At 63.7% G+C, this 553-nt stretch carries 1 protein-coding gene; it reads right to left on the bottom strand.

The window, feature by feature from the left end:
• Nucleotides 1-81: 81 nt before the first annotated feature.
• A complete protein-coding gene (locus HNH97_RS18520) occupies nucleotides 82-477 on the bottom strand; it encodes a tail fiber assembly protein (protein WP_216657712.1) in 396 nt (131 codons plus the stop codon).
• Nucleotides 478-553: the final 76 nt, after the last annotated feature.

Raw genomic sequence — 553 nt, 5'->3', positions numbered from 1 at the left:
TCAGGTCCAACACAGCGCCATCATGGCTTCGGATCAGGGCCGCAAGACGGAACGTGTTTCCCTGCTTGATGACGAAACCGCTCATGATGGTGCTGCAGGCAGCGTCGTGCTGGTGGTATCGGTACCGCTGACGATCGCCCGCAGGGCGGTCTGATACGTGACCCACGCGGCGGGGACAGCCTGCCCGAGCGAACCGTACTCCGCCCAGACGGTCTGCTGCGCCTGCGCCAGCGCACTGGCGGCCTGCGTCGTCAGGGGGATCACGCGCGGCGTTTCCGTTACCCACGTGGGGGTTCCATCAGACGCCGCGCCACGCACCTGCCCGGCGGGCGGCGTACTGCAACCATAAGTCTCGAACACGGCGTCGGTCACGGCAACGGCGTCGGTCGGCCAGGTTCCCGCCGCCTCATAACGCGCCTGGAGCACCACGGGGTAAAACGCGTTGTTCGCAGCAGAAAAATAGTAATTCGTTGACATTTATCAGTTTCCCCATGCCCACCAGAAATATCCGAGGCCGTTCATTCCGCCCCATCCACCGCCCGCACCCGAAAAA

The sequence above is a fragment of the Gluconacetobacter entanii genome, from assembly GCF_013155425.1.
GTDB lineage: Bacteria > Pseudomonadota > Alphaproteobacteria > Acetobacterales > Acetobacteraceae > Novacetimonas > Novacetimonas entanii.
Note: the sequence above shows the minus strand (reverse complement) of the source record. Positions and strands in the feature narration are given on the sequence as shown.

Excerpts from the sequence above, each read along its gene's own strand:
- HNH97_RS18520 (WP_216657712.1), bottom strand. The coding sequence starts at position 477 with ATGTCAACGAATTACTATTTTTCTGCTGCGAACAACGCGTTTTACCCC.